The following is a 21,622-nucleotide window of genomic DNA, read 5'->3' as shown; positions in this document are numbered from 1 at the left end:
TAGGCACGAACTGGCTGAGATCAGTTTCCGAGGTTGAGCAGCCCAGTGTTTGCCTGGGTGTTGGGGACGTAGACGTTGGGGAACAGCTGCTCGGTCGTTCCGTTCGCCCGTTCGATGCTAGCGCTCATCGTGACTCCCACCGGAATCGTGCTGGTGGCATCCCGGAAGACGGGCGTCACCTGGTAGAAGATCGCGTCGTTCGACCCGAAGGAGTCCAATGCCACCGTCCTCTGGGCCTCGAACTCGTAGGTCCGCATGCTGGGCGTACCGGTGTTCATCCCCACCTGCCAGCAGGGGACGAGGTTGTTCTGCCCGCCGTCCCGTATCCTGCCCGGCCCGCCGAGGATGTTCGCGATCAGGTGACATCGGGCCTGCCCGACTACGGGCGGGTTCGCTTGGGCGAACAGCTGCGCGTCCTGCCAGCCGGTGATGTCTCCCGTGGCTTCTTTGCCCTTGCCGAGCGTCTTCCCCAGGCAGGCCTGCGCCATGGTCGGCCGGGTGCCTGCCGGGCCGGCCGGGTTGGTGGTCTTGTTGACGTGGGCGACCGGTTCGGTGGTGTTCTTGATCCACCCGTCGCCGGCGGGAAGCGCACCGGTCGGCGGGCTCGCCAGGCAGGATGCCTGCGGGACAGCGGCCGGCGTCGTGAACTCCACCTTGAACTGCTCGGCGTCGATCACCCGCTGGTTCTCGAAGCCCTCGGTGAGCTTCCCGTCGGCGAACTGCTTGTCGGCGGCCGGGACATGGGCACGCACACAGGGCGCGGCGGGATCCAGATCCCGACTGTCGCCAAAGATGTAGGTGTCCCATCCACCACTGCTGGCATTGGGGATCACCTCGACACACTGAGCGCCGTCGGTTCCCCCTTCCCGGGCCTCCGCGAAGGGGAACTCACCACAGGTGTCGGTCTCGACGAGTTCCGTCAGTGCCTGGAAAGGCTCCGAACCCCCGCTTCCGCAGGTGCGTCCCGTACGGTCGGCCGTTCCGCTCTTCTCCCTGGTCAACGGCTTGTTCTGCCCCCAGCCGTCGGTGAGGTTCCGCTGCGCCCACTGATAGGCGGCCACCGCGCCACCCGGGTCCGAACCCTGCGCGTTCATCGGCACGACGGCCATGACCGTGGGGATGACGCAGCCCGGCGACGGGGTGCCCGTGACATCCCGGACGGCGTCGTCACAGCGGATCTTGCGGGGGTTGTCCCACGAGGCGTTCGGATCGACGGCCGTGGCACCCGGGGAGGTCACGTACATCTTGTACGAGGTGGTGAACTCCACGCCGGTGTTGGCGGCGGGGGTCGAGGAGTAGGCGACGGAGCCGCTGACGGACTGGCCCATGGTCAGGTCACCGCCGTACCAGGGCGCGGTCTTCGTCGTCGTGCAGCCGGTCGTACAGGAGGCGCGGAACTTGGCGTTGAGGGCGGTGACACCGCCGCTCGCACTCGTCATCTTCACGGTGATCTGCTCGCTCCAGGCTGTGCCCTTCGCCGGAAGGGTCGCACTGGCCGAGACCTCCAGGGTGCCCCGTCCGATCTCCTTGCCGTTGCTGTCACGCAGGATGTAGACGACGTTCACCCCCGTCACGCAATACTCGAAGCGCTTGTAGGTGTAGGCGCCGGGGTTGGTGATGTCGCAGCTACCTGCGTCGGCGGCCGCGACTGCGGCCCGGCTCTGCTGTGGTGTCGCGGCGGCAGGGCTCGTGCTCACACACGCCTCGGCGGCGCCTGCCTGACGTTCCTTCGAGCCCGCCTGCGTGGGCTCGCAGTGCTCCCCGGACTCCGCCCGGAACGCGGCGGTCTCGGTGAGGGGCGCGGTGGCCGGCAGGTCCGCCGAGTCGGGCCTGCCCACCCGCTGCGGTTTCTCTTCGGCCCCCTGCTGCGCCGGGCTCATGCCGGTCGTGGTGAGCCCCAGCGTCACCACGGTCAGCAGGGCCAGTACAGTTGACCGGGCACGTCTTCGTCCGGGCCGTCCAGGTCGTATCGCATGCATGATTGTCATACCTCTCCTTTTGGCGTGGGCGCCCCGATGGCTTCGGGTAAGGGGCGATGGGGGCACCGGCCCAGCGGCGCCCTCGGACAGCGGACAACTGCCTGACATCCTGGGGAGCACCCGGCGTTCGCCTCCGTGTCCGGCAGATCGAACGTCTTCCCGTCCAAAGCCACCAGCCGCAGCCCCCGAACACAGGCACCCGCAGACTCGGGGACGGCCACAGGCAGGCACACCCGGGCGAACAACGACTTCAGTACTTCCGGCCCCAGCCGCAGCCGCGCACGCCCGATCGCTCCGCTTGTCGGACCCCCCCCGCTCCTTGGCCTAGGGTCTTTCGTTTGGATCAGGCTGGGTGAGGGAACGCCCGTCGCGGCAGCGGCTGGTGTCCACGTGGTGCCGTGGATCGCGAGGCGGAGGGGGGAGTCCACGCGGAGCGTAGGCGACCGACGACAACGCGGCGAGGCGCGGTGCCAGGGCACGCGAGCCCAGCAAGACCCAAACCGAAAGGCCCTACCGGCGCTCGTGCTCCAGACCCGTGAGAAGACGCCCGACCTCCTCGGCCACCAAAGGAGGCGGAAACGCAAGCGTTAACACTCCAAGAGCGATGCGATCAGAAAAACGTTCACTCAACGGCCGGGGCGTACGGGGTTAGTTGGTGCGCAAGCGGCAGTTGTCGGGTGCACCGCTGATGCTGGTGTAGAGGGGCCAGTTGCTGCCGGAGCCGATCAGCTTGTTCCAGCTGTCGAACGCGCCCGTCGCCTCGTTGTAGCGGTAGTGCCGGATCTCGCCGCCGGTCTTGACGCGGATGATCGTGTCACCGCCGAAGGAAGTGATCTCCTTGGTGTCCCGCCAGTCGGCGGTGTTCACGGTCGCCTGATGCTGGATCCAGCTTTGACCGGCGAAGTCGTACCGTGAGCGCACCAAATGGCCGGTGGCCGAGTCGATGCCGTAGACGACACCGTTGTCGGCGCCGAAGATGTGCGTGTAGGCGCCCCAGCCGGTGTCAACGGTCTGCGTGCCCAGCCAGGTGTTGGTGGTTTGGTCGTACTGAGACCAGCGCAGGCCGCCGGTGCTGTCGATGTACCAGATGTGCCCGCCGCGGTCCATCGTGATCTTGTTGTGGTTCGCGGGCGTGTTGTACGTCGTGTACGAGCTGCTGATCTTTTTGTGGTGGATGTCCCATGTTGCGGTGGCGGCGATCCGGTGGCTGAGGTACATCCCGTCGGACTTGATACCGACGAACGTCGCCGAGGTCCCCGCGAGCACCCGACCGTAGTCCTGCCAGCCGGTGTCGATGGTGGAGGCCGCAGGCACCGTCCCCGTGCCGTTCATGGGATCGTCGACGTTGCGGCGCAGCAGCGAACCGTCGCTCACGACGGAGTACAGGGCACCCTGGGTGTTGCAGATCGGCCCGAGGTTGGCGTTGATCCAGGTGCGCAGAGTGTCGATGCGGGTGTCGATGGCACTCGTTCGGGTTTCGGCCGTGTCGGCGCCGAAGCAGCCGCCTTGCCAGGAGCGGCTGTTGATGCCGACGAGCTGCATCGATCCGCCTGTCTCACGGAGAAGGGGGCCTCCGGTGTCGCCCTTGCAGACGGCTGCGCCGTCCTTGCCGGTGATGGCGACCTCGCCGGCGCTCACCGTGTCCACTGCGAAGGTCCCGGTGTGCAGCTTCAGCGGGGCCCACTCGTCCTTGGTGCGGCCGTATCCCGCAACCCGCAGCTCCTCCCCGGCAGCGGGTGCGCTTGCACTGAGGGCGGCGGGGGCGATGCCGGTGACTGGGCTGGCGAGCTTGGCGAGCACCAAGTCCTGGTCAGGGTGGGGTACGAGGTTGACAACGTTGCGCACTTGCCCGGCCGCGGTCGTCAGGTCGGTCCGCCCGATAATGGCGGTCGTCTTGAGCGCGGGCGCGCCGGCGGGCACGTCGAGACTCGCGGCCGGGTTGTCGGCGAAGCAACTGGCGGCGGTAAGCAGCCACTCGGTGTCTATCAGGGCGCCGGAGCAGGCCCGGCCGGTCTCACCCTCACCGATCTCCAGCCGCGCTGTGAACGCGTACGTGGTGTCGGTAACGGCGGTACCAGTGACGGCGTTGGCGGGTGCGCCGGTCAGTGCCAGTGGCGCTGCCACCAGGGTGGCGAGCACCGAGAGACGAAGGTGTCTGGTGTGTTGCATGACCTGGGAATCCTTGAGGCGAGAGCCGCGGGTCCGGTGTTCACTGGACCGCGGCACGACGGACGTGTGGGCACTGACCGGGCGTTACTTGTTGGTCCTGATCTCTACGAGCACGTACTCGCGGCCTTGCTCGTCCGCGCTCTCGCCCACGCCGGTCCAGGTGTTCTTGAGGATGTCGAAGGTCTTCTCCTCAGTGCCGACGGTCATGTCGACCTGTGTGGTGTAGTCGTTGCCCCTTATGGCGTGGACCGCGGGGATCTCCAGGGTCAGCCAGCCCGAGTTGCCGACCACCTTGAAGCAGATCTTCTCCTCGTGCTGGCGGGCCATGACCTCGAGAAAGCCGGTACCGCTCGCGCAGTCGACCAGCGTGATGTGACCGTCACCGCGCTTGAGCACGATGTTCCGCTCCGCCAGGATCTTGTCGGCCTGCGGGTAGTTGAAGTCCTCGACAGCGTAGCCGGGGGCCTCATCGGCGACGGAGATGACAGCCTCGGCCTTGGTACCGGCTCCCGTGGGGACGCCGCCCACCAGTGTGATCCATGCCAGGGCACCAGTGGCGGCCGTGGCACCGAGAGTGCGTCCTATGAATCTTTTCCGCTGCGGCATTTCCGCATTCGCGGTACGCGCCTTCATCGCAGTCCTTAGAGTCGTCGGTTCCGGTCGATCGGCCGGGACGTGGCACAAGAGGGCGTGAAGCCGACCGGAATGAAATTAGAGCCCCTCTCCCTTCGGGTGCGGGCATGATTTTTCGACGGTTTCCCCTTTCAGTGTGGCGCACTGAGAGAAAACCTCACCCGCGCTCCGGGAGCACCTCGGCTTCGCCATGGAATCTTGCATCTTGATCTATGTCTACTTCGCGAATCCCCTCAGAACGGGCGCAACTTGAGGCTCGATTGTGATCTCGGGCACTCCTCGGAAAGGTTGCACGCCCTACGTGAAGAAAGCGTGAAGACCTTCCGGCCGCCTTTTCTGAAGTAACGGACAACTCGCCACGGACCATGTCGCGCTGTGATGTTTCTTCTTGCCGTACTGATTGGTGCTTGCTTGAAAGGGTGTTGGTATCGTCTCGATTCAATGCGTAGGAAGTACATTTGCTTTATTCGTACACAGGCGGCAGTCCAGGCTTACGGGAGCCCGCCGCATGAGTGCTCACTGAGCTGTCTCACGAGCACGTACCAGGAGGAGAACATCCCTTATGCAGACAACGTTTTGGAGTCGGCGCCGTCTCCTTGGAGCCCTCGCCACCGTCACGGCTGCCGCTGCCGCCCCTGTGGCACTGGCGCCGATGGCCCGCGCTGCCACCGCGAACGGCGAAGCGACCGATCCGCTCGCCCTGCCGGACACCGAACGGGCGAAGGTGGTCAAGGCGTATTTGACGGGCGGAAAGGCCACCAAGGCAGCGGCGGCCGACGCCCTTTACGGCACCGATGCCGAGGTCCAAACCTTCCTCGCCGAGACGATGCCGAAGGTGGCGCTGGAGGACAACCGCGTCGCCATCTCCAGCGCCCTCGCCCATGCCGGCAAAGGCTTGCGCCGCGGAGCGTCCGCTGCCCTCGACAACGGTGACAGCGCCATCGCCGCCTTCCTCAAGGACGGATTCAGGACCGCTCTCCTGGAAGACCTGCGCGTGGCGACCTCCACCGTGTCGTCCACCGGCGGCAAGGCGGTCCAGCGGGAGGCCTCCGCCGCCCTGGACGCGGACACACGGCAGGCGCTGGAGGACTTCCTGACCGAAGGTCAGTACACCGCCCGCCTCGAGGATGCCAAGGTCCAGGTCTCCACCATGCTGTTCAACGGCGGGTCCGAGGTGCGCAAGTACGCGGACCGTGCCCTGAGTGGCACGGCGTCGGACGTCCAGTGGTTCCTCGACACCGGCCAGCACATCGCGCGCGCCCGCGACCAGGAGGCGGCGACCATCGAGGAACTCGTCGCGGTCGTCGAGCGGGAGGGCAAGCGCGCGCAGGCCGAGACCGACCTGGCCGTCGAGAGCTCCGAGCGGGCCCAGGCCGCCGCCCAGGAGGCCAAGGAAGCGGCGGAGAAGGCCGCCGCCGAGGCCGCGGCCGCCAAGGAGGACGTACAGAAGTCCGCGGCCGCCGCCCGCAAGGCGGCAAGCGCGGCCAAGGGCGCGGCCAATGCGGCCCGCAACGCCATCAACGCCTCCAACGCCGCGGTGGCCGCCTCCCGCCGCGCTTCCTGGGCTGCCACCGCTGCCTCTCAGGCCGCGTCGACCGCTGGCGCCGCCGCATCCCGCGCCTACTACGCCGCCATCGCAGCCTCCAAGGACGCCTCGCAGACCGAGGCGGCCAAGAACGCCGCCGTGGTCGCCCGCAACGCCGCCGCGAAAGCCCGTTCCGCAGCCAAGGCCGCCGACTATGCGGCGACCGCCTCCGCGCAGGCCGCCGGCGCCGGTTCCTCGGCCGCTGCCGCCGCCCGCAACGCCGCTGCCGCCGCCAGCGCTTCCGCGCAGGCCGCGGCCTCCGCCGGTATCGCCCAGTCGCAGGCCGCGGAGGCCAAGCGCCAGGCCGACATCGCGACTGCCGCCGCCAACCGCGCCACCAACGCCGCCTCCACCGCCCAGGCCCTCGCCACCACGGCGGCCTCCGCGGCGCGCACCGCGCGAGACGCCGCCAACTCCGCCGCCGACCACGCGGAGAAAGCGGCCGACGCCGCCGACGAGGCCGTGAAGTACGCGGGCCAGGCCATCGACTACGCGAACAAGTCCACCGCCCACGCCGCCGAGTCGGTGAAGGCGGCCAACACCGCGACCAAGGCCGTGGAGAACGCCCTCGCGGTGGAGCAGGCAGCGCGGGAGGCCGAGCTGGCCCGGCTGCGGGAGGACAAGCTGCAGGCACTGGACGAGGCCCGGCTGCTGTCCCAGTTCGAGGCGGAGGAGCGGGCCGCGTACGAGAACAAGCGCACCCAGGAGGCACAGACCGAACAGGCCGTCAAGGACCTGGTCAGCCAAGCCGAGCAGGCGCTGTGGGAAGATGGCGACCTCGCAGGCGCGGCCACGCTGGGCCGCAAGGCCGCCACCGGTCTACTCGGGGCCAAGGGCGCGTGGACGCGGGAGGCGGCCCAGTTCGCGCTGGCCGGCAGCGACGACGACGTACTCTCCTGGGTCGACCTGGACCGGGCCATCGCCCAGCACCAGGACGACCGGGAGACCGTCCTTTACATCGCTGAGATATCCAGCCCCGCCATCGCGGAGGCGGCACAGGCCGCTCTGGAGAGCTCCGATTCCGTGGCGGTGGGCGACTTCATCACCTCCGGGGTGATCCGGGCCTCGCAGGACGACAACCGCGTGCAGATCGCCCGCATCCTCACTCAGAAGCCTGGCAAAGCCGTTACCAAGGCGGCCAACGACGCGCTCGACGCGAACACCCCGGAGGCGGTGCAGGACTTCTTCGACCGCACCTACCCCGCCGCGGTACGGGAGGACGACGCCGTCACCACCTCGACTTCGGTCGCCACCGGAGGCGAGTACACCAAGGCGTACGCGGAGGTCGCCCTGGAGGGACCGACGTGGATGCGCAGGAACTTCGTCCAGGTCGTGCAGTACACGGCGGCACAGCTCGACCACGACTCCGCCACCCATATCGCCGCGATCCGCGGGGCGATCGCGGCCGCGGCCAAGATCGCCCACACCGCGCAGAAGAACGCGGCGCTGGCGTCGAAGGCAGCGGCGGACGCCCGCCAGGCCGCCGCGGAGGCGCAGGAGTGGGCGGACAGAGCACTGGCCTCGGCACAGCAGGCCGACGACTACGCCGCACAGGCGCGGCAGAATGCCGACGCCGCGGACAAGTCCGCCGCGGACGCCCAGGCCTCGGCGAACCAGGCGAAGACGGCGGCGGCGACCGCCCGCGGAGCTGCCCGGTCAGCGAACTACTCGGCGAACAGGGCCATCGACGCCGCCCGCTCGGCTTTGAACTCCTCCTACAGCGCCCAGGCGTCCGCGGCCAGTGCCCGCCAGTCCGCGCTCGCCGCCGGCCAGGACGCGAACGCGGCGGCGGCCGCGGCCAGTGAGGCCCGTTCCATCGCCACCCAGATGCGCCAGGACGAGATCGCGCAGGCCGCACGCGAGGCCGCCGAGAAGGCGAAGCAGGACCGGGAGAACGGACGCGACCCGGCCGACAGCGAGACCCACGACCAGGTCAACCCCAACGGCAGCAACGGCGACAACGACGAGTGGTGGAACGACGCCCAGTTCTACGCCGATGCCTTCAGCTACATCAGCATCGGAACGGGACTCGTCGCTGTTGGCCTCGGCCTGGCCGCTCTCGCGTTCCCGCCTTTGGCCGCGGCCGCAGCGGTTTTCGGCGCCATCTCGTTCGGCGCCGCCGCGCTGAGCAGCGTGTTCACCGGCATCGAACACGGCTTCTCCAGCGGCGAGTTCTACGACTCCGCCATCGGCACCGCCCTGAACGTGTTCACCCGTGGCCAGTCGAAGTGGCTGGTCCCGGCCAAGAAGGCGATCTCCCCGGTGGTCAACAAGGTCGCGGAGGAGGGCAAGGAACTCGTGTCCTCGATCACCAGCGGATTGTCATCGATCTTCTGAACCGTCGACCCGGCCGACCTTGCGACCACGGCCCGGACCTCGCCTGCCAAAGGCGTTGAACCGCCCACCGGCAGTCCCGCGGCGTCCGGCCTGGCGACTCGGCGACCCGGGCGGGTGACACGGATCATCCGTTCGGAAGTCCGAGTTGCTGTATCAGGGCGCTGACGTACGCCAGGGCGTCCTCTCAAGCCACCGACGCGGGACCGCGCCGGTGTTCGCCCCCCATCCCGCGACAGATGATCTCTCCCTACCCGAACTCACCAACCCGGCAGGATAATGTGCTCGCGCTGGGAAGTTGACGCAGCAGCCGCTGTGTCAGCTTACGGAACCCGACCCTGGGGAGAGGGTCAAAGCGACTCACGAGGCAAGGAGTTCGGTGTGAACGCGGGTGGGGAGCGGAGCGGTTCGTCAGTGCCTGACGAGGAGTGGGAGCGGTTTCTCCGAGATCCGATGACCGGTGTGGCGGACGCTCCCAGGGAGCCGTCGGCGCGGGCCCGGGTCGTGGCGAAGCGGCTGCGAGGGGAGTCCGCGGGCGCGGAGGGCTGGCGGACGTACTCGCCGGCCCGGCCCAGCCGAAGGAAGGGCTGGTACGTGGTCGGTCTGCTGGTTTCGGTGGCACTGCTGATCGTGGCGCTGGATCCGGGGCGGGTGGTCGGGTGGTTCGGCGACGATGACCGGGCCGAGACGCCGCTCGCCGCGGAGTCGGAGCGCCCGGACCAGGCACCTCCTGTGGGAATTGTCCGACAGCCCACACTCAGTGAGCCGTTCAGGGGCTCGCCTGCGGCTCGCTGGTCGAGCGGCACGGCCGGGATCACAGTGCCGGAGGCCAGGGCTACCGGCTGGATGAGTCGGGCGCAGGTGGGGCGGGCGTTGGAGCAGACCCGGGACTTCCTCGCTGCGGCAAGTCTGGATCCGGGGGTGCTGCGGGGCGGGCACCCCGGAAAGGCGATCGCTCTGGTCAACCCTCACCAACAGGACGTCCAGACCTTCCTGAAGGCGGCGTTCCGCGCGCCGAGCGAGCAGAACGACCCGCTGCTGCTTTTCAGCCGGTTCGACACCTCGCACGCGCGTCTCGTCGGGGACGTGGTCAAGACCCGGGGCCGGATCACGTACCGGGAGGGAGAGCGCGGCGCGCTCCAGGTGACCAGCGACGTCACGTACGTGTACCCGGTCGCGCCGGCAGCGGGCGGCGACGAGGTCGTCCGCACGATCGTGCGGCGCGAGGTGGTGCTGAGCTGGGACGACCCCTCGAAGGTGGTCGCCGAGCCGGGAACCTTCTCCCTCGTCTCGTACAAGGTCGACATGACCAACGGGGGCTGCGACATCTCCACCGGTTACCTCACCCCTCCGTTCGGCACGGAAGAGTCGGAAACGGGCGCGGGTCCCGAGGTCGACCCGTACGACCGCAGCACCTCGATGAGCGAGCGGACTACGGCCTCGGACGAAGGATGCGGCACTGCGGTGCGGTCGTAAGGCATCTTCTGGGCAGTCCGGATCGCCGCACTCGATTGGCCCGCGGAGCGAGTACCGGGGTGTACGGCTCCGGCTCGATGGCAGGCGGCAGTGCTGGCCGCCGCCTACGCCACCGACCGCAGCTTGCGCCTGCCGAAAACCTCATCCGCGCTGGTCAGGCCATGTGCCGGTATTCGTGGAGAGTGCGGGTCTGTCCAGTGAACGGCCCTGTTGCACTTTCGGTGGTGACTGTGCGTCGCAGTGGGCCGTTGGCATGACATGCGAAATTTCAACGAGCTTGTGGCGGGTGCCCGGGGTACTGGAGCGATACCAGCGACGCACGACCCGTCTGACCAGGGAAGTCGAGGCCGCCGTCGAGGAGTTAGCGGACCGGGCGGGTGCCCCGCGTGATTCGGTATCGACGACTTCGCCCTCCACCGGCTTATCCGGAGCCGCCCGGAGGTCGTCCTCTACGTCGTCCAGGAACTCCCGGTGATCTGCGTGGGTGGAGGTGGTTATCTACCGCCGTCCACAACGCAGGCTCCCGGAGGTGCCATGCTTGTTCAAGACTTCGCTTCCGCTCGTCTCGCCGGGAGCTGGTGAAGAGGTGCTAATACTGCCTCGCACTCCTCCTGTTGAAGCTCGGCCAGAACCACAGTCATCACCTCGTAGGTGTGCACCGTTATCCCTTTGGCCGGTAGCGCTCAGCGATCATGCTCACTGCCCCCAACGGATCACTAGCGATCTCCCTCGCCGCGAAGTAGATATTTCCCCTCACCTCTGGGTACTTCGCGCAGAGGTCGAGGTGGCGGGACAGTTCGGCAGGGTTCTGCCAGCCCTTTGGCTGGGCCGGATCGCCCACCTTGTAGAGCGCCTCGCCCACGTAGAGGTCGACACCCGTACCCCTCACAACGTCCGCCCACCAGTCGACCAGGACCGCGTAGTTTGCAGGAACCCGCAGGTCAAGGGGTTGCGCCAACCAGTAGAGCTGCGGAACGACGTAGTCGATCCAGCCCCGCTTGACCCATGCCCGGCTGTCGGCGTGCAGATCGTCATAGGTCTGTACGCCGGCCCTGGTGTCGGAGCCGAGCGGATCGGTGGCGGCGTTGCGCCACACACCGAACGGGCTGATCCCGAAGCGCGCGTTCTTTCTGATCCGCTTGATCCGCTCGGCGGTCTCCTTCACCAGCCGGTCGGTGTTGTCCCGCCGCCAGGCCGCCCGGTCCCGGAATCCGGCTCCGTAGCGCGCGTAGGCGCTGTCGTCCTTGAAGGTCTGTCCGGCGACCGGATAGGGATAGAAGTAGTCGTCCCAGTGGACGGCGTCCACGGCGTACCGCGCGACGGCGTCCAGCATGGCGTCCTGCACAAAGCGTCTGACCTCGGGCAGCCCCGGGTTGTAGTAGAGCTTGCCGCCGTACGGCAGGACCCACTCCGGGTGGACACGGGCCGGATGGCGCGCGGTCAGCCGCGCGGGATCGGTGTGGTTCGCGACACGGTACGGATTGAACCAGGCGTGCAGTTCCAGACCGCGCGCGTGCGCCTCGCGCACCGCCGTGCCCAGCGGATCCCAGCCGGGATCCTTGCCCTGGGTACCGGTGAGGCACTGCGCCCAGGGTTCGTACGGCGACGGCCACAGGGCGTCCGCCGTCGGCCGGACCTGGAGGACGACGGCGTTCAGCCCGCGCGCCACGGCCGTGTCGAGATGCGCGAGCAGCTCGGTCCGCTGGCGGGCGGCCGTCAGCCCCGGCTTCGAGGGCCAGTCGCGGTTGACGACCGTCGCGAGCCACATGCCACGGAACTCCCGGCGCGGGGCCTGGCGCCGAGGAACCCCACCCGCCGGGTTCCCGTCCACCGGGTGCCTATCCGCCGCGTTCCCGGCCATGGTGTCCCCCGTCGCGGAGTCCGTCGCACGGTCCGCCGCCGAGGTCCCCGCGGTCGAGGTCCCCGCCGCCGCGTCCCCCGCCGTGAGCAGTGCGGTCACCGCCCCCGTCGCGGCTGCCACCAGCCCTCTTCTGCCGATGTGTGCCATGCGCCGTCCTTCCGTCCATCGCCGTACGGTCTGTCCACCGCACACGCGCCCCGTCCACCGCCGTGCGGCCCGCCGCCGGTCATCGGCGGGCCCAGCTGTCCGCCGCATATGCCCGCCCCGGCCGGTCGTCCGCATCCCCCTGCCGGGTAACGTCCTGTCCTGAGGCGGGCGCCGGAATCGCATGAGGGACCCTGCCGGGACACGGACCAGTGAAAGGCACGATGTGACCGACATCCTGACCGATATCGCCCGCGTCGGAGTGGTGGGCTGCGGCCAGATGGGCGCGGGAATCGCCGAGGTCGTCGCCCGTAGCGGCCTGGAGGTGAAGGTCGCCGAGACCACCGGTGAGGCACTGGAGATCGGCCGTACCCGTCTGCACAACTCGCTGTCGAAGGCCGCGGAGCGCGGCAAGATCAGCGAGCAGGAGCGTGACGCGGCGCTCGGCAGGCTCAGCTTCACCACCGATCTCGGTGAGTTCGCCGACCGCGATCTCGTCATCGAGGCCGTGGTGGAGAACGAGAAGGTCAAGACCGAGATCTTCCAGGTACTCGATCAGGTGGTGACCCGCCCCGACGCGATCCTCGCCTCCAACACGTCGTCGATCCCGCTGGTCAGGCTGGCGGTCGCGACCTCACGTCCCGACCAGGTCATCGGTATCCACTTCTTCAACCCGGCGCCGGTGCAGCGGCTCGTCGAGCTGATTCCCGCGCTGACGACCTCCGAGGAGACGATCAAGCGGGCCGAGGCCATGGTCGAGAGCGTGCTGGACAAGCACGCGATCCGCGCCCAGGACCGCTCGGGCTTTGTCGTGAACGCGCTGCTGATCCCCTATCTGCTCTCCGCGATCCGGATGTTCGAGTCGGGTATCGCGAGCCGCGAGGACATCGACAACGGGATGGAGCTGGGCTGCGCCCACCCGATGGGCCCGCTCAAGCTCTCCGATCTCATCGGTCTGGACACCGTGGCCTCGGTCGCCGATTCGATGTACGCCGAGTTCAAGGAACCGCTGTACGCGGCCCCGCCGCTGCTCCAGCGGATGGTGGACGCGGGCCGGCTCGGCCGTAAGACCGGCGCGGGCTTCTATCCGTACTCCTGACCGCCGGAAGCGAACCGACCGGACGGATCAGGAGTAACGGACCAGGAGTAACGGATCAGGAGTAACGGATCAGGAGTACGCGAGGCAGGGCGACCGCGCTCGGCCCAGCCGGCTCAGCCCAGCCGTATGTGATGGAGCATCAACAGCCCGGCCGTCATATTGGCGGCCGGGATCTCACCGCGCGCGATCATGTCCGGCACCAGCTTGAGCGGGATCCACTCGCGGCGCGAGGACTCGAAGTCGTCCTCGGGATGACCGATGTAGGTCGCCTCCTCCGCCCAGTAGAGATGGTGCCTGGCATCGGTCAGCCCGTTGGACGGCTCGACCGTGAGGAGATGCCGTAAGGGTCCGGGACGCCACCCCGTCTCCTCCTCCATCTCCCTCGCCGCGGCGGCCTCGACGGACTCGCCGTCCTCCACGACACCCGCGGCCAGCTCCCAGCCCCAGCTGTCCGTGATGAAACGGTGCCGCCAGAGCATCAGCACCTCATTGGCGGAGTTCACCGCGGTCGCCACGGCGACCGGGCGCAGCCGGATCAGGAAGTGGTCGAGATGCCGGCCGTCAGGGAGCTTGACGTCGGCCAGATTGACCTGGAACCAACGGTTCTCATAGACAGTTTGTTCACTAAGTTTCGTCCACTGCATTTTTCTGCCACCTTCCGACAAGTTGATGGCAATATCGCAGCAGCGGCTCTCGCACACGGTGGCTCAGAGGGGGCTCACAGAGGGGCTCACAGGGGAACGCGCAGCGCTCCCTCGATCAGTTCGGCCGTCGCTTCCGCGTCGGTGGATCCACTGGCCACCAACTGCGCACGTACGGCGCGCAGCCGGTCCCGCAGCCGCTGGGACTCCATCCCCCGCGCCCGCTCGGCCATTTCCCGGGCCGTTCCGGCGGCCCGGTCCGCCTCGCCCTGCCGCAGCTCGATATGGCTGAGCATGGCGAGCCGGTGCACCCGGCCGCGATCGTGCGCCGGGGTGTCCACGGCCGCCGTGGCATGCGCCCGTGCGGCGACCAGATCTCCGAGGCTCAGCAGCGCCTCCGCCACTTGCACATTCACCAGACCCGGCTGAACGTATCCGGTCTCCTCCGGCTCGTGACCGGGTCTGATGCGCTCCGCCTCCCTCTCCGCGCGTCCGATGCACCCCAGCGCACCGCTGCCGTCGCCGAGATGGGCATACGACTTGGCCTGCATCGCGTAGAGATCGGCGGCGAGTGCCGGGGTGATCTGACGGCCCGCCGTCCGCAGCGCGGCCTCGGCGAAGGCGACGGCCTGGCGGTACTCCCCCATGTGCAGCGACTGGTTGACGAGCAGCGCGATCACATAGGCGCCGAGCCCCCGGTCGCCGCTGGCCTTGGCCAGCCGCAGCGCCTGGTGGAAGTAGCGCTGGGCGAGTCCATGGGCGTCGGAGTCGTACGCGCAGATACCGGCCACCGCGACCAGTCCGCCGGTCGCGCGGTGGAGCTGCCGGCCCAGGGAGTCGCTGTATCCGCCGCGCAGCAGCGGGGCGGCCTCGGAGTTGAGGAAGCCGACGATCCGGGCGCGGGTGGCGATCCCGCCCGCCCTCCGGTACATCAGCTCGTAGTGCTCCCTGGCGGAGCGCAGCAGCTCGATATCGGCGGGGCCGACCTTCGTACGGCCGCTGCGCGAGACATCGGTGTCCTCCGGCGGGTTCTCCCACTCCCAGACGGGGATCACCGCGGGGGTGCCGGTGACGGCGGGGGCGTCCACTATGTGCGGCCTGCGCTGTTCGTCGCAGCGCCAGAGCGCGGTGGCCCGCTCCACGAAACCGGAGAGCGGGGTGGCACCCGGCACGGGTGACTCGCCCACCACACCGAGCCCGATGTCGTCCAGGGTGAGCGAACGGCGCAGCCGGTCGCCGAGCACCCCGCAGATCAGATCGGGCACCTGGCCGCGTGGCCGCTGGCCCTTCAGCCATCGCGCCACCGCCGTGTGTTCGTACCGCAGGGCCAGACCTCTCAGCCTGCCCGCCTCATTGACCCGGGCGGCGAGTCCGGCGTGGGAGATACCCGCTTCGTCGAGCAGGGAATCGAGCAGGGTATTGGGCTGCATGTACCCCTCCGGTGGCTCTGCCGCGGTGGATCTTCCGAACCTCTGGGTCCTCTCGGGACCTCCGGGCTCTCCCGGCGAGGGGCCCAGCGTAGTGGGAATCGCACGGGGTGTGAACGTAATGCCCATATCCGTACCTTGTGCGCTCTGCCGCCGGACGCCCGGGGCCGATTGACTGAATCGCCTCGCAAAGAGGCGGCCGGGCCGCCGACTCCCCCTCGTCCCGTGCGGTGGCCCGCAACCGCGCCGTCTGTCCTGCCGACCTGCCCGACACTCCGCGGCGGGGCAGGCGGCGCCGGCCGCGTCAGTCATACCGCCCACTACCCGCGGAAGGATGTCGTGCGTACCCCGGTCGCGGTCATTCCTGGCCGGGGGCATGGGCGTTGCTCGGGGGCGTGCGGATCCGGGAGGCGCTGCTCCGGCGCGTGCGCGTCCGGTGGGTACGTGCCCGGCGGATACATGTCCTTCGGATACATGTCCGGGGGATACGTATCGAGCGGACGCTGTTCCGGCGCGTACGTTTCGGGCGGACGCTGTTCCGGTGGATGCGCCTTCGGTACGTATGTGTCCGGCGGGCGCTGCCCAAGCGGATAGGTGTCCAGTCCGCACACGTCCGGTGCCTGTCGGTCCGGTGCCCGCGAATCCGGCGGCCGCTCAGCCGCTGCCCATGGACTGTCCGGCCGGTGCATGCCCGGGAGTTGCCCCTCCGAGGGCTCGTCCGTCGACGGAGCCGATACGGGAGGGATCCCCGGCGGCCGGTGATCGGACGTACGGTCCTCCGGTGGCGATGGTTCCTCGCGGGCACCGGGTTCCGGATCCAGGTCCGGTTCCGGGTCCAGGTCCGGGTCCAGAGCCAGGTCCGAGGCCAGGTCCAGGTCCAGGGCAGGTGCCGGTTCCTGATCCTGTGTCGGCACCGGCACCGGCACCGGCACCGGCACCGGCACGGGCACCGGCACGGGCACGGGCACCGGCACCGGACCAGCCGTCGGCACCGGCACCGGCGCGCGGTCGTTCCGTACGACGAGCAGCGCCATGTCGTCGGTGATCCGTCCGCCGGTGTGCCGCAGCAGCGCTCCATGCACCCGCCGCACCACTTCGGTGGGCGAGAGCGGTACACCGGAGACTCCCTCAGCGGCCTCGGCCAGCTCCTCCGCCAGACCGAAGAACCGCCCGGCGGAGTCCCGCGCGTCCTCGGCGCCGTCCGTGTGCAGGAAGAGCGACTCCCCGGGCAGCAGCGGCCCGCACCGTTGGAGCGGAAGATCGACGGGCAGCGGAAACGCCCCGAGCGGTGGCAGGGGCTCGGCGTTCGCGAGAGGCACGGCACCCCGGCCGAGCCGATAGGGCCAGGGATGGCCGCAGTTGAGGGCCCGTACCTCCGCGTCGTGCCCGATCTCCAGCAGCAGTACGGTGACGAACTCCTCCGCCGACAGCCCCTCCGGGTCCCCGTCGTCGTACCCCCAGCCACCGGATTCCCGGCCACCCGATCCCCAGCCGCCTGATCCCCCGCCGCCCGGCCCGGAAGCGCCGGATCCGAAGCCGCCGGCCGCCGGGCCGCCACTCCCGGGACCACTCCCCGGAGCACTCCCCGGACCACCGTCCGAACCAGCGGCCCCGGAGCCGTCGCGCCCCCGTCCCCGGTCCTCCGCCCCCGCGGCCTCCTGCCCCGACCTCGCGCGCAGATGGCGCTGATGCGCCCGGTCGAGTCTTCGCAGTACGCCGTCGAGCCCCGGCTCGTCATGGGCGGCCTCCCGGAAGCTGCCCAGCACGGCGGCCACCGCCCCGATGGACGGCAGTCCATGACCGCGCACATCCCCGATGATCACGCGGACGCCGTACGCGGTGGCCACCGCCTCGTACAGATCACCGCCGACTTCGGCGGCCCGGGAGACGGAGAGCTGTCGCGCGTAGAACGCCAGCCCGTCGAGGCGCGCGGGCAGCGGCCGGAGCAGCACCGCCTGCGTGGCGCGCGCCACGGCACGGACCTCGCTCAGCTCCTTGAGCCCGCGCCGCCGTACCCGGTTGAGCAGATAGGCCACGACGAGCAGAAAGGCCACACAGGTCACGATGCGCGGGATCAGGTTGTCGTGAGTGTTGGGCGGGCAGGTCAGCTCCCAGGTGATCACCAGGGCGAGCACACCGCCCGGAATCGCGCACTCGACGACTCCCCAGGGGGCCGGTGCGTCCTCGGACGCGTCCTCTTCTGCCCTGGTCCGATTCATCCGTCGGCCCCCTTCGGCCGCCCGGCCGCTAAGCCGATGGGCGTACGTCGACCGTAGTGGCCGGATCGATTGTGTCGATCACGCATGTGCGTTGGCGAACCCGCCCCGGACTTCTCACCCGAATGAGTGAGGGGCGCTTCCGGAGATCCGGAGGCGCCCCTCAGGGGACGGCCGTCTGTCCAACGACGGCGTATGACCAGGTGTTACGCGTTGGCGATTACGCGCCGCGCAGAACCGCTCCGGTCCGCTCGGCGGCGAGCGCGACGGCGGCCTCACGGGCCGCGGTGGCCTCCTCGACGGTCAGCGTGCGGTCCGGCGCGCGGAAGCGCAGGGCGTACGCGAGCGATTTCCGGCCGGTCCCGATCTGCTCGCCGGTGAAGACGTCGAACAGCCGCAGGGACTCCAGGAGTTCACCCGCGCCCTCGCGCAGCGCGCGCTCCACGTCGGAGGCGGGTACGTCCCGCGCCACGACGAGCGCCACATCCTGGGTGGCGACCGGGTAGGCGGAGATCCGGGGCGCGCGGAGCGCACCGGTGCCCGCCCGCTCCAGCAGATCGAGATCGATCTCCATGGCGCAGGTGCGCTCCGGGACTCCGAGCGCCTTGACCGCCCTCGGGTGCAGCTCTCCCGCGTGGCCGACGAGTGTCTCCTCGCCGTCCACGGTGGCGAGCAGCGCCGCGCAGCGGCCGGGATGCCACGGCTCGTGCCGGCCGGCACGGACGGTCAGCTCGACCCCGGCCTCCCGGGCGACGGTACGGGCCGCCTCGACGGCGTCCGCCCAGTCGGCCGGACGCCCCGCGCCCCACCAGCCGGCCTGTTCGCGCGCCCCCGCCAGGACGACCGCGGCGCGGCGCGGCTGGCCGGGCAGTGCGGCGTCGAGCGTGGCCAGTTCCTCCTCGGTCGGGCGCCGGTCGACGGGCAGCCGCACCGGTACGGTCTCCTCGCCGGTGGGCCGGAAGACCAGACCCGTCTCGAAGAGCGCCAGATCGTGCGAGCCCCGGCCGTCGTTGCGGCGCAGCGCCGTGAGCAGCCCCGGCAGCAGCGTGGTGCGCAGCGCCGGCTCCTCGTCGGAGAGCGGGTTGACAAGCGTGACCGTACGGCGCCGGGCGTCGTCGGCGGGCAGTCCGAAGGCGTCGAGGACCGCGTCACCGATGAACGGGTAGTTCAGCGCCTCGACGTATCCGGCGCCCGCCAGGGCGCGCCCGACCCGGCGGTGCAGCCGCTGGCGCTCGGTGAGCCCGCGCCCCGACGGCGGGGTGGGCAGCGTCGAGGGGAGGTTCTCGTACCCCTCCAGCCGGATGACCTCCTCGGCGAGGTCGTTGGGCGCGCCCAGGTCGGGGCGCCAGGACGGGACGGTGACGACGAGTTCGTCCTGCCCGTAGACGTCGCAGCCGATCTCCTGGAGCCGTCGTACGACGGTCTCGCGGCCGTAGGCGACCCCGGCGACGCGGTCGGGGTGGTCGGCGGGCATGGCGATGGTGTGCGGCGCGGAGGGCGCGATGATCTCGGTGACACCGGCCTCCGCGGAGCCGCCGGCGAGCAGCACCAGCAGATCGACGGTGCGCTGCGCGGCGGCGGACGCGGCCTCCGGGTCGACACCGCGCTCGAAGCGCTTGGAGGCCTCGGAGGCCAGCTTGTGGCGGCGCGCGGTACGGGCGATGGAGATCGCGTCAAAGTGCGCGGCCTCGACGACCACCTCGGTGGTGCCCTGGACCTCACCCGTCCCGGGGTCGGCCGTGAGATCGGCGATCTCGGTGTTCGCGCCGCCCATCACCCCCGCGAGACCGATGGGTCCGCGGTCGTCGGTGATGACCAGGTCCCCGGAGTCGAGGACCCGCTGGACGCCGTCGAGCGTGGTGATCTTCTCGCCGGGCCGGGCCCGGCGGACCCCGATCGGCCCCTCCAGCCGGGCACGGTCGTAGGCGTGCAGCGGCTGGCCCAGCTCCAGCATCACGTAGTTGGTGATGTCGACCGCGAGCGAGATCGGCCGCATACCGGCCTTCTGGAGCCGGCGGCTCAGCCAGAGCGGGCTGCGGGCCTCGGGGTCCAGACCGGTGACCGTACGGGCGGTGAAACGGTCGCATCCGCGCGGGTCGGAGACCGTCACCGTGTGGCCGAAGGAGTTCGGCGCCGGTACGTCGAGCAGCGCGGGGTCGCGCAGTGTCAGGCCGTACGCGATGGCGGTCTCGCGGGCGACTCCGCGCATCGAGAGGCAGTAGCCGCGGTCGGGCGTGACGGCGATGTCGAGGACCTCGTCCACCAGCTCCAGCAGCGCGATGGCGTCGGTGCCCGGCTCGTGCTCGTCGGGCAGCACGATGATGCCGCCCGAGCCGTCGTCGCCCATGCCCAGCTCGTCGCCGGAGCAGATCATGCCGTGCGAGGTCTTGCCGTACGTCTTGCGCGCGGCGATCGCGAAGTCGCCCGGCAGGACGGCGCCGGGCAGGACGACGACGACCTTGTCGCCGACGGAGAAGTTCCGCGCGCCGCAGACGATCTCCTGCGGCTCGCCGGTTCCGTTGGCGGTGCCGACGTCGACGGTGCAGAAGCGGATGGGCTTCTTGAAGCCCTCCAGTTCCTCGATGGTGAGGACCTTGCCGACGACCAGGGGGCCCTTGAGACCGGCGCCGAGCTGCTCGACGGTCTCGACCTCCAGCCCCGCGGAGACCAACTTGGCCTGGACGTCGCGGCCGGTCTCCGTCGCCGGCAGGTCGACGTACTCCCGCAGCCAGGAAAGCGGGACGCGCATCAGATCTCCATCCCGAACGGCCGGGTGAACCGGACGTCACCCTCGACCATGTCTCGCATGTCTTCGACGTTGTGGCGGAACATCAGCATCCGTTCGATACCGAACCCGAAGGCGAATCCGCTGTACTTCCGGGGGTCGACGCCACAGGCGACAAGCACCTTGGGGTTGACCATGCCGCAGCCGCCCAGCTCGATCCAGCCCTCGCTGCCGCAGGTGCGGCAGGGCCGGTCCGGGTTGCCGACCGAGGCGCCGCGGCACACGTAGCAGACCATGTCCATCTCGGCGGACGGCTCGGTGAAGGGGAAGTAGTTCGGGCGGAGCCGGGTCTTCATGTCCGGGCCGAAGAGCGCCTGGACCATATGGTCCAGAGTGCCCTTGAGATCGGCCATGGTCAGGCCCTCGTCGACGGCGAGCAGCTCGATCTGGTGGAAGACCGGGGTGTGGGTGGCGTCCAGTTCGTCGGTGCGGTAGACCCGCCCCGGACAGACGACATACACGGGGGGCTCCCGGTCGAGCAGGGTGCGGGCCTGGACCGGTGAGGTGTGGGTACGGAGCACCACGCCGGACTCGTCGCCCGAGCCCGTGGCGGAGGAATCCCCGCCGGACCCGTCGCCTGACCCGCCGGCGGCGCCGGCCTTCGGGCTCTGGACGAAGAAGGTGTCCTGCATCTGGCGCGCGGGGTGGTCGGGGACGAAGTTGAGCGCGTCGAAGTTGAACCACTCCGCCTCGGCCTCGGGCCCCTCGGCGACCTCGTACCCCATCGCCACGAAGACGTCCGCGACCCGCTCCATGAACGTGGTCAGCGGGTGGCGGGCGCCGGCCGGGACCCGGTCGTACGGCAGCGTGACATCCACCGCCTCCTCGACCAGTACCCGGGCGTCACGCTCCGCCTCCAGTTCGGTCTGCCGGGTGGCGAGGGCCCGGCCCACGGCCGCGCGGGCCTGGCCCACGCGCTTGCCCGCCTCGGCCTTGGCCTGCGGCGGCAGCGCGCCGATCTCCCGGTTGGCGAGCGCGAGCGGTGAGGTGCCCGAGGTGTGCGCGGTCTTGGCGTGGGCGAGCGCGTCGAGATCGCCGGCGGCGGCGAAGGCGGCCAGCGCCTCGTCCCGGACGCGCTCGATCTGTTCCGGTTTCAGTGCCTCGACCTCGACTGGGTCGTACGACTTGTTGGGTGCCGACATCTCTTCCCGTACTTCCGATTGGCTGGCGAAACGACCCTGCTCGATCACTGAGGGCACGAAGGTTGCCAAAGGTCGAGTCTAAGGGCCGTACGAAGGTGAAGTGGCCCATGGGCCGCTCGGGCCCGCCCGCG

Annotated in this window: 11 protein-coding genes and 2 pseudogenes; 3 read left to right on the top strand and 10 right to left on the bottom strand. The window is 69.7% G+C overall.

Going from position 1 to position 21,622, the window contains the following annotated elements:
• Positions 1–20: 20 nt before the first annotated feature.
• The 3 genes from OG214_RS31330 to OG214_RS31320 all read right to left on the bottom strand — a co-directional run bounded on the left by OG214_RS31330 (position 21) and on the right by OG214_RS31320 (position 4,781).
• On the bottom strand, positions 21–1,988 hold the full coding sequence (locus OG214_RS31330) for a DNA/RNA non-specific endonuclease (RefSeq protein ID WP_405986616.1): 1,968 nt from the start codon (positions 1,986–1,988) through the stop codon (positions 21–23).
• A gap of 639 nt (positions 1,989–2,627) precedes the next feature.
• Positions 2,628–4,148 carry a trypsin-like serine protease gene (locus OG214_RS31325; protein WP_405986615.1) on the bottom strand — a complete coding sequence of 507 codons (1,521 nt, stop codon included), beginning with the start codon at positions 4,146–4,148 and terminating at the stop codon, positions 2,628–2,630.
• Between the two features lie 84 nt (positions 4,149–4,232).
• Positions 4,233–4,781, bottom strand: a complete 549-nt coding sequence (locus OG214_RS31320; protein ID WP_405986614.1) for a hypothetical protein — start codon at positions 4,779–4,781, stop codon at positions 4,233–4,235.
• Between the two features lie 562 nt (positions 4,782–5,343).
• Here OG214_RS31320 and OG214_RS31315 point away from each other — a divergent pair.
• Positions 5,344–8,703, top strand: coding sequence for an ALF repeat-containing protein (locus OG214_RS31315; protein ID WP_405986613.1), 3,360 nt, complete (start codon positions 5,344–5,346; stop codon positions 8,701–8,703).
• A gap of 378 nt (positions 8,704–9,081) precedes the next feature.
• Positions 9,082–10,176 (top strand): hypothetical protein, encoded by a 1,095-nt coding sequence (locus OG214_RS31310; protein ID WP_405986612.1) that lies wholly within the window; start codon positions 9,082–9,084, stop codon positions 10,174–10,176.
• A gap of 661 nt (positions 10,177–10,837) precedes the next feature.
• Here OG214_RS31310 and OG214_RS31305 read toward each other — a convergent pair.
• Positions 10,838–12,184: a glycoside hydrolase family 10 protein gene (locus tag OG214_RS31305; RefSeq protein WP_405986611.1), complete on the bottom strand. Its 1,347-nt coding sequence runs from the start codon at positions 12,182–12,184 to the stop codon at positions 10,838–10,840.
• 235 nt (positions 12,185–12,419) lie between these two features.
• Here OG214_RS31305 and OG214_RS31300 point away from each other — a divergent pair, with 235 nt between their 5' ends.
• Positions 12,420–13,280 (top strand): 3-hydroxybutyryl-CoA dehydrogenase, encoded by an 861-nt coding sequence (locus OG214_RS31300; protein WP_382850191.1) that lies wholly within the window; start codon positions 12,420–12,422, stop codon positions 13,278–13,280.
• Between the two features lie 113 nt (positions 13,281–13,393).
• Here OG214_RS31300 and OG214_RS31295 read toward each other — a convergent pair whose 3' ends face one another.
• The 6 genes and pseudogenes from OG214_RS31295 to pheS all read right to left on the bottom strand — a co-directional run bounded on the left by OG214_RS31295 (position 13,394) and on the right by pheS (position 21,491).
• The gene (locus OG214_RS31295; protein WP_363080706.1) at positions 13,394–13,924 is read right to left on the bottom strand and encodes an NUDIX domain-containing protein; all 531 of its coding nucleotides are present in this window, start codon (positions 13,922–13,924) and stop codon (positions 13,394–13,396) included.
• Positions 13,925–14,010: 86 nt separating this feature from the next.
• Positions 14,011–15,351, bottom strand: a complete 1,341-nt coding sequence (locus tag OG214_RS31290; RefSeq protein ID WP_405986610.1) for a transcriptional regulator — start codon at positions 15,349–15,351, stop codon at positions 14,011–14,013.
• Between the two features lie 1,004 nt (positions 15,352–16,355).
• Positions 16,356–16,775: pseudogene (locus OG214_RS31285) on the bottom strand (PP2C family protein-serine/threonine phosphatase); the annotation flags it as partial.
• A gap of 258 nt (positions 16,776–17,033) precedes the next feature.
• Positions 17,034–17,567, bottom strand: a pseudogene (locus OG214_RS31280) (SpoIIE family protein phosphatase); the annotation flags it as partial.
• A 217-nt stretch (positions 17,568–17,784) separates the two neighbouring features.
• Positions 17,785–20,313: a phenylalanine--tRNA ligase subunit beta gene (gene pheT, locus OG214_RS31275; protein ID WP_405986609.1), complete on the bottom strand. Its 2,529-nt coding sequence runs from the start codon at positions 20,311–20,313 to the stop codon at positions 17,785–17,787.
• Complete coding sequence (gene pheS / locus OG214_RS31270) at positions 20,313–21,491, bottom strand: phenylalanine--tRNA ligase subunit alpha (RefSeq protein WP_405986608.1); 1,179 nt, start codon at positions 21,489–21,491, stop codon at positions 20,313–20,315. Before pheS ends, pheT begins: the two co-directional genes overlap by 1 nt.
• Positions 21,492–21,622: the final 131 nt, after the last annotated feature.

This window comes from Streptomyces sp. NBC_00872, from assembly GCF_045161915.1.
Lineage (GTDB): Bacteria > Actinomycetota > Actinomycetes > Streptomycetales > Streptomycetaceae > Streptomyces.
The sequence above is the reverse complement of the archived record's forward strand: the minus strand, read 5'-3'. Positions and strand labels throughout refer to the sequence as shown.

What these genes read in the sequence shown, in the direction of transcription:
- OG214_RS31330 (WP_405986616.1), bottom strand. Translation starts at nt 1,988, where the DNA reads ATGACAATCATGCATGCGATACGACCTGGACGGCCCGGACGAAGACGT.
- OG214_RS31325 (WP_405986615.1), bottom strand. Translation starts at nt 4,148, where the DNA reads ATGCAACACACCAGACACCTTCGTCTCTCGGTGCTCGCCACCCTGGTG.
- OG214_RS31320 (WP_405986614.1), bottom strand. Translation starts at nt 4,781, where the DNA reads ATGAAGGCGCGTACCGCGAATGCGGAAATGCCGCAGCGGAAAAGATTC.
- OG214_RS31315 (WP_405986613.1), top strand. Translation starts at nt 5,344, where the DNA reads ATGCAGACAACGTTTTGGAGTCGGCGCCGTCTCCTTGGAGCCCTCGCC.
- OG214_RS31305 (WP_405986611.1), bottom strand. Translation starts at nt 12,184, where the DNA reads ATGGCACACATCGGCAGAAGAGGGCTGGTGGCAGCCGCGACGGGGGCG.
- OG214_RS31295 (WP_363080706.1), bottom strand. Translation starts at nt 13,924, where the DNA reads ATGCAGTGGACGAAACTTAGTGAACAAACTGTCTATGAGAACCGTTGG.
- OG214_RS31290 (WP_405986610.1), bottom strand. Translation starts at nt 15,351, where the DNA reads ATGCAGCCCAATACCCTGCTCGATTCCCTGCTCGACGAAGCGGGTATC.
- pheT (WP_405986609.1), bottom strand. Translation starts at nt 20,313, where the DNA reads ATGCGCGTCCCGCTTTCCTGGCTGCGGGAGTACGTCGACCTGCCGGCG.
- pheS (WP_405986608.1), bottom strand. Translation starts at nt 21,491, where the DNA reads ATGTCGGCACCCAACAAGTCGTACGACCCAGTCGAGGTCGAGGCACTG.